9 protein-coding genes are annotated in these 6673 nt (G+C 63.8%); 4 read left to right on the top strand and 5 right to left on the bottom strand.

Annotation, left to right across the window (positions count from 1 at the left end; translation table 11 throughout):
- From holB to mltG, 3 genes are all read right to left on the bottom strand, one after another.
- On the bottom strand, window positions 1–851 hold an 851-nt coding region (holB, locus tag I5W_RS00095; protein WP_044527723.1), incomplete at its 3' end, for a DNA polymerase III subunit delta'.
- Between the two features lie 9 nt (window positions 852–860).
- Window positions 861–1469: a dTMP kinase gene (tmk, locus tag I5W_RS00090; protein WP_044527722.1), complete on the bottom strand. Its 609-nt coding sequence runs from the start codon at window positions 1467–1469 to the stop codon at window positions 861–863.
- Between the two features lie 41 nt (window positions 1470–1510).
- Entirely contained in the window at window positions 1511–2491 is a 981-nt protein-coding gene (gene mltG, locus I5W_RS00085; protein WP_044527721.1) for an endolytic transglycosylase MltG, read from the bottom strand.
- Between the two features lie 143 nt (window positions 2492–2634).
- Between mltG and ygfZ the strand changes: the two genes are divergently transcribed.
- Genes ygfZ through I5W_RS00070 form a run of 3 tightly spaced genes read left to right on the top strand, consistent with a single transcriptional unit; the run spans window position 2635 to window position 4873 of the window.
- Window positions 2635–3699, top strand: coding sequence for a CAF17-like 4Fe-4S cluster assembly/insertion protein YgfZ (gene ygfZ / locus I5W_RS00080; protein ID WP_044527720.1), 1065 nt, complete (start codon window positions 2635–2637; stop codon window positions 3697–3699).
- A gap of 35 nt (window positions 3700–3734) precedes the next feature.
- Window positions 3735–4034 carry a DUF4936 family protein gene (locus I5W_RS00075; RefSeq protein WP_044527719.1) on the top strand — a complete coding sequence of 100 codons (300 nt, stop codon included), beginning with the start codon at window positions 3735–3737 and terminating at the stop codon, window positions 4032–4034.
- Window positions 4025–4873: an NRDE family protein gene (locus tag I5W_RS00070; RefSeq protein ID WP_044527718.1), complete on the top strand. Its 849-nt coding sequence runs from the start codon at window positions 4025–4027 to the stop codon at window positions 4871–4873. Before I5W_RS00075 ends, I5W_RS00070 begins: the two co-directional genes overlap by 10 nt.
- Before the next feature lie 237 nt (window positions 4874–5110).
- On the opposite strand, the gene I5W_RS00065 is transcribed toward I5W_RS00070, so the two are convergent.
- Window positions 5111–5989, bottom strand: coding sequence for a glycerophosphodiester phosphodiesterase family protein (locus I5W_RS00065; protein WP_017450371.1), 879 nt, complete (start codon window positions 5987–5989; stop codon window positions 5111–5113).
- Here I5W_RS00065 and I5W_RS31890 point away from each other — a divergent pair.
- Entirely contained in the window at window positions 5981–6133 is a 153-nt protein-coding gene (locus tag I5W_RS31890; RefSeq protein ID WP_159106093.1) for a hypothetical protein, read from the top strand. The genes I5W_RS00065 and I5W_RS31890 overlap by 9 nt on opposite strands.
- On the opposite strand, the gene I5W_RS00060 is transcribed toward I5W_RS31890, so the two are convergent.
- Window positions 6126–6596: a phospholipase domain-containing protein gene (locus I5W_RS00060; protein ID WP_044527717.1), complete on the bottom strand. Its 471-nt coding sequence runs from the start codon at window positions 6594–6596 to the stop codon at window positions 6126–6128. The genes I5W_RS31890 and I5W_RS00060 overlap by 8 nt on opposite strands.
- Window positions 6597–6673 lie beyond the last annotated feature (77 nt).

The raw sequence follows: 6673 nt of genomic DNA, 5'->3' as shown, positions 1-6673 counted from the left end.
GCCGACTTCAGCGACAGCAAGTCATACAGCCAGCGCTGCACCCAGCCGACCAGTTCGGCCGCCGGAGTCTTCTGCAACTTGTCGGCAGCGCGCAAGGCACCGTCCACACCGGGCTGGGCCAGATGGCGCAGCAATTCGTCCAAGGCCTCGCGGCCCTCGCCTTGCGCGGCTTGCAGCGCCGCCAGCGGCGCCCCGCCCTGCTCGGCCAGCCAGGCGTCGGCATCCTTGACGCCTTGCTGCTTGAGCCAGGCCAGCGCCTCATCATGGCCGGGCGCAGTCAGCGCGAACTTGCGGCAGCGCGAGAGGATGGTCGGCAACAGGCGGTCCAGGCGATTCGACAGCAGCAGGAACATGGTGCCTGGTGGCGGTTCCTCCAACGTCTTGAGCAAGGCATTGGCGGCCGCCGTGTTGAGCGCTTCAGCCGGATACAGCATCACCACGCGCAGGCCCGAGCGGTGGGTGGAAACATTCATAAAATCAGCCAGTGCGCGGATCTGGTCGATCTTGATGTCCTTGGAAGGGGCCTTGCTGGCCTTGGTGCTTTTCTTTTCTTCACCAGCCTCGTCCTCGGCCATTTCCTCCTCCAGCATTTCCGGGCGCACGCGCCGGTAGTCCGGGTGATTCGATTGCGAGAACCAGTTGCAGGAGGCGCACACGCCACAGGCATGGGCCTGGGGCGTGGGCGATTCGCACAGCAGGGACTTGGCGAAGGCTTCCACGAACTGCGTCTTGCCGGTGCCGGCGGCGCCATAGAACAGCAGCGCGTGCGGCAGGCGCTCGCGCAATTGCTGCAACTGGCGCCAGCTCTCGCCCTGCCAGGGCAGCAACACCTCGGATGAAGTCACGGACATGGTTTTCCCTTACAGCGCCGCCACCAGGGCGCGCAACTCTTCCTGGATCACGGCAATGGGGCGGGTGGAATCGATGATGCGGAAACGCTGCGGGAACTGCGCGGCGCGGCGCAGGTATTCGGCGCGGGTGTTGGCGAAGAAATCGGCCTTTTCCTGCTCGAACTTGTCCAGCGTGCGTTCGGCATCCAGGCGTGCGCGCGCCACTTCCAGCGGCACATCGAAGAGCAGCGTCAAATCCGGCTGCAGATGGGGATGCACCCATTGCTCCAGGTCATTGAGCTTGTCTAACGCCAGCTTGCGGCCACCGCCCTGGTAGGCGAAGGTGGCGTCGGTGAAGCGGTCGGAAATGACCCAGTCGCCGCGCGCCAGCGCCGGCTCGATCACCTGCGCCAGGTGTTCGCGACGCGAGGCGAACATCAGCAGGGCCTCGGTTTCCAGATGCATCCGGTGATGCAGGACCAGCTCGCGCAAGCGCTCGCCCAGGTCGGTGCCGCCCGGCTCGCGGGTGGCCACGACAGTCAGTCCACGCGCACGCAAGAGCTCGGTGACGAAAGGAATATGGGTCGACTTGCCGGCGCCGTCGATGCCTTCGAAGGTGATGAATTTGCCTGATGCCATGAAGGTATCGCTACTCAAATGAAAACGGTAAAGGAAAGGCGTCAACGCTGGTAGCGGTTGACGGCCTGGTTGTGCTCGTTCAGGTTGCTGGAGAAATGGCTGGTGCCATCCCCGCGCGCCACGAAGTATAAGGCTTCGGTCTTGTCGGGGTTCAATGCCGCCGCCAGCGAAGCGGCGCCGGGCAATGCAATCGGGGTGGGGGGCAGGCCCGCGCGGGTATAGGTGTTGTAGGGCGTGTCGGTCAACAGATCGACCTTGTGGATCTTGCCCTGGTAGCGATCGCCCATGCCATAGATCACGGTCGGATCGGTCTGCAGCAACATGCCCGTGCGCAGGCGATTGATGAAGACCCCGGCCACCATGCCGCGCTCGGATTTCTGGCCGGTTTCCTTCTCGACGATGGAGGCCATGATCAGGGCTTCATAGGGCGTGCGATACGGCAGCGACAGGTCGCGCCGGGCCCAGGCTTCATTCAACTTCTTGCTCATCAGCGCGAAGGCCTGTTTGTAGACCTGCATGTCGCTGGCGCCCTTGGCGAAGAGATAGGTATCGGGGAAGAACAGGCCTTCTGGATAGGTGTACTCGGTGGTCAGCTTGGCCAGGATCTGCTGGTCGGTCCAGTTGCTGGTGTCGTGCTTGAGCGAGGGCTGTGCGGCGATGGCCTTGCGCATCTGCTTGAAGGTCCAGCCTTCAATGATGGTCAGCGCCTCCTGGGCGAATTCGCCACGCACCAGTTGCAGCAGCAGGCGCTGCGGCGTGTATCCAGGCTTGATCTCGTAGCTGCCGGCCTTGATGCGGGCGCCCTCGCCGGACAAGCGCGCATACAGTGCAAAGAGATCGGGATTGACCGGCACCCCGGCGGCCGCGATCTGCTGGGCAGCACCAGAGACGCCGGCGCCGGGCGTGATGGTGAAGGCGATCACCTGGCCTTCGGGCGGCACGATGGGCTGCTTGCTCCAGTACACGCCTGCGGCGGCCACCAGTGCGGCCAGCACGAACAATGTTGCCAATAACTTCTTCATACCAGATGCCAAATTCCTGTTGCTCCGACGCGATTTTTCGGAGATCACTATAATCGAGGCATCAATGATAATCGCTGGCACGACAGTTGCCTAATTTGCCGGGTAGACCGACCCGGCAAGATGTAATCCGTAAAAGATTTCCTATGACCGACATGACCCCATCGCCCTCTGCCTGGCGCGACTTCCTCACGCAACAAGGCGCACAGTTCGACGCCGAGAGCAACGATGTACTGGGCTTCGGCCCCGACGCGCCGGCTCCGCAAAGCCTGGAAAGCTTCATGGCCCCGCTGACCGGCCTGGGCCTGATCGCCGCCACTGGCGAAGAGGCGGCCTCCTTCCTGCATGGCCAGCTCACCAATGATGTGCAGCACCTCGACAGCAACGCCGCCCGCCTGGCCGGCTATTGCTCGCCCAAGGGGCGTCTGCTGGCCACGCTGCTGATCTGGCGCGATGCGCAGACGATCTACCTGCAACTGCCGCGCAGCCTGCAGCCGGCCATCCAGAAACGCTTGCAGATGTTCATCATGCGCGCCAAGGCCAAACTGGCCGATGCCGGTACCGAGTATGCCGTCCTGGGCCTGGTCGGCCCGGCCGCCGCCAATACCCTGGCCGAATGGTTCCCGGTAACGCCCGCCGCTCCCTACGACAAGCTCGACAACAGCCACGGCAGCCTGATCCGCATGGCCGACGCCGCCGGTAGCGCGCGCTACCAGTGGATCGCCCCGGTCGACACGCTCACGGCAGCCTGGCCCAAGCTGGCCCAACACCTGAAGCCGACCGCCAGCCTGGCCTGGCGCCTGTCGGATATCCGTGCCGGCGTGCCCGGCATCGTGGCTGCGACCCAGGAGCAGTTCGTGCCGCAGATGATCAATTTCGAACTGATCGGCGGCGTCAACTTCAAGAAAGGCTGCTACCCCGGCCAGGAAATCGTGGCGCGCAGCCAGTACCTGGGCAAGCTCAAGCGGCGCACCATGCTGGCCACCATCGATAGCGCGGCAGCACAAGCCGGCCAGGAAGTGTTTGCTGCGGCCGACCCCGGCCAGCCCTGCGGCATGGTGGTCAATGCCGAAGCCCTGGACGACTGCCATGCGCTGGCCCTGGTGGAAATGAAACTGGCCGCGGCCGACGATACCGTCCACCTGGGTGCGGCCGATGGCCCGGCACTGCATTTCCACGCCCTGCCCTATGAGCTGGCCGATCCGCAATAAGCGGCGTGCAAGCCACCAGCCCTAGGGACGAATCCATGGATCTCTACATCTATTACCGGGTCGCCAGCACCGATGCCGCCCCGCTGCTGGGCAAGATCAAGGGCGTGCAAGCCACGCTGCAAGCGCGCCTGGGCATTGCCGGCGCCCTCAAGCGCCGCCCCGGTGAAGAGGACGGCTTGCAGACCTGGATGGAAGTCTATGAAGCCATCCTGCCGGCCGGGATCGATGCGTTCACGCAGACCCTGCAGCGAGCCCTGGACGATGCCGGCGCCAGCGCACTCATCCAGGGAGCGCGCCATGTGGAACAGTTCGAGGACGTCGCCCCATGTGCCTGATCATCTTCGCCTGGAAAGTGATCCCCGGAATGCCGCTGATCCTGGCGGCCAACCGCGACGAGTTCTACGCCCGCCCGGCGGCCCACGCCGACTGGTGGAACGATCACCCGCACATCTATGCCGGGCGCGACCTGCAAGGCGGCGGCACCTGGCTGGGCGTGACCCGCGATGGCCGTTTCGCGGCGATCACCAATGTACGCGCACCCTCCGAACGACGTAGCGACGCCCCCACGCGCGGCCAACTGGTGGCCGATTACCTGGCCGGCACGCTGGAACCGCAAGACTACCTGCGCCAGATCGAAGCCAGTGCGCAGCAATACAATGGTTTCAACCTGTTGCTAGGCAATCGCGACACCATGCTGTGGTATTCCAACCGGGGCGGCGAGGATGCGCGCAATGGGCAGCCGCTGGACTATGGCGTCTATGGCCTCTCCAACGCCCTGCTGGACACGCCCTGGCCCAAGCTCACCCGCGCCAAGGCACAATTCGCCAGCCTGCTGTGCCAGGGCGCGCCTGAAGAAACCTTCTTCGAGATGCTCACCGACGGCACCCGCGCCAACGACTGCCGCCTGCCCGATACCGGTATCGGGCTGGAAAAGGAAAGGATGCTCTCACCCATCTTCATCCGCTCGCCCGATTACGGTACCCGCTGCTCGACGGTCTTGCGCGTGCCCATCATCGGCGAACCGGTACTCACCGAGCAGGTGGTTGACCCTATGGCGATGCAATATAGCGCCGAGCCAGCCATCGACAAGGCCTGCAAGATTCCCTGCAAGCCCCGGGTGCAGGAAGCTTCACCCGAGTCTGGAGTGGACGACGGACAAGCCCGTCCCGCTTGAGTTTGCAGCCTGCGGATGCCTCCTATGGCATTCGCATGACATAACCATCCTGAATATCAGATATATGAAAGATAAATTGGATGGATTTGGTGCAGAGCAGTAAAGTTACACCTGTCTCCTCCAATTTCCTCCTAAAGAATTGGATTCAAGCCCACACCGCAAGGTCGTGGGCTTTTTTTTGCCTTCGTGGCCTTCGCCGGCACAAAAAAAGCCCCGCAGGGCTTTCTCTCTGATCCATCACCGCAACTTCTTGCGCTTCAACCAGGCCAGCAAACGCTGCGGCTCATCGGTCTGGATGATGCTCACCCCGTTCTCGATGAGCTTGCCCCATACCTGTTCAGGATGCTGGAGCGCCAGCGTGTCCAGGTAAGGGCCGGCCAGGTTCATCGGACGCCCGCTGTCGATGTCCAGCGCCATGGTGTTGACCAAGAGCCGTACCGGACGTCCCTGCACTGCCTGGCGCGCGGCGTCGACTACCGCCGGATCGTGGAAGATAGGCTGCAACACCGTCGGCTCCTGCCGGGCCATCGCCTGCAGTTGCGCTTGGCGTCCGGAAGCGCCGGTCTTTTCATCGAAATACAGGGTCTGCACGGCAATGCCCAGCGAACGCGCCCAGGCCACCTGCTGCGGATCGACGCCTTCATTGATGTTGAGCAGCACGTCATGGGCCGTGTCGGTCTCCATGATGGCGGCCACCATCGGGCCGATGTCGGCGGCCTTCACGTCCAGGTTCAGCAGGATCCTGCCGCGGGCTGCGGCCAGCGCTTCCTGCAGCGTGGGTACCCGGCGCGCGGTCAAGGCCGCTTTGCGCCCGCCGCCATGGGCGCGCAGTCGCAGGCTGCGGATCTGCGCCAAGCTCAGGTCGGCCACCGCCCCCTGGCCGTCGGTGGTACGGTCCACCGTCTCGTCATGCATCAGCACCAGAGCGCCGTCGCGCGTGGTACGTACATCGATCTCGCCGATGTCGATGCCCTCGGCGATGCAGCGCCGGATACCGTCCAGGGAATTCTCCGAGGTCTCGGTCCAGCAACTACGGTGCGAAGACACCAGCACGACGCCAGTGGGGGTGGTCAGCGCCGATTGGCGCCATGCGGGAAAGGCGTGCGCTTGATCCATGAGCAGGCAAAGGGTACAGGTGGCAAGGAGACGACCAAGGTGATTCATGAAAACTTCCTGGCAAAGAGAATAGGCAAAGAACAGGCAAAGAACAGGCAGGAAGCGGGCCGCAACAATACGGCCCGCCGCTGGACTGCTAACTGATGAAAACGGAGGGGCGCCCGGTCTCCACGTGGCCAGCCAGGCGACGTGCAAAGCCCGGCACATCCTCGGCCTGCAACAGCAGGTCGTACCAATGATGGCTGGCCGCCACCGACCACTGGTAACGCAATTGCTGCCCCGCTGCCAAGGTCAGCGTGTGCGTTGCCTGGCCATGAATCTGGTCGTGGATGACGATGCGCAGCGGCTGCGCACCGGGGTTCTCCAGCGTCAGGACCAGCTCGCCGCGCTCGCCATCGTGGTGCGCCTGCACCACCGGCTCGGCCAACTGCGGGCGCACCAGGCTGCCCCGCAACTCGCGCAGGAAGCCATTGGGGCCATAGACCTTGAGCTCGTAACCACCCACCGGCCCCACCCCGCTCCACTGCGCCGACAAGGACTTGCCAGGCTCCACGGTAAAGGTCTTGTAGCGTTCGCTGTCCTGCCTGGCGTAGACCTGATAAACCACGCCGGCCCGGCCGGGATTGAAAAATCGAGCTGGATGCTCCCCTGCGTCGGCAAGACCCGGTCATGCACTGCCAGGTC

Source organism: Herbaspirillum sp. B65 (assembly GCF_000333555.1).
GTDB lineage: Bacteria > Pseudomonadota > Gammaproteobacteria > Burkholderiales > Burkholderiaceae_D > Herbaspirillum > Herbaspirillum rubrisubalbicans.
This window is presented reverse-complemented; position numbering and strand designations above follow the sequence as displayed.

Coding starts and splice junctions, on each gene's coding strand:
- ygfZ (WP_044527720.1), top strand. CDS start 2,635: ATGACCGACATGACCCCATCGCCCTCTGCCTGGCGCGACTTCCTCACG.
- I5W_RS00065 (WP_017450371.1), bottom strand. CDS start 5,989: ATGGATCAAGCGCACGCCTTTCCCGCATGGCGCCAATCGGCGCTGACC.
- tmk (WP_044527722.1), bottom strand. CDS start 1,469: ATGGCATCAGGCAAATTCATCACCTTCGAAGGCATCGACGGCGCCGGC.
- mltG (WP_044527721.1), bottom strand. CDS start 2,491: ATGAAGAAGTTATTGGCAACATTGTTCGTGCTGGCCGCACTGGTGGCC.
- I5W_RS00070 (WP_044527718.1), top strand. CDS start 4,025: ATGTGCCTGATCATCTTCGCCTGGAAAGTGATCCCCGGAATGCCGCTG.
- I5W_RS00075 (WP_044527719.1), top strand. CDS start 3,735: ATGGATCTCTACATCTATTACCGGGTCGCCAGCACCGATGCCGCCCCG.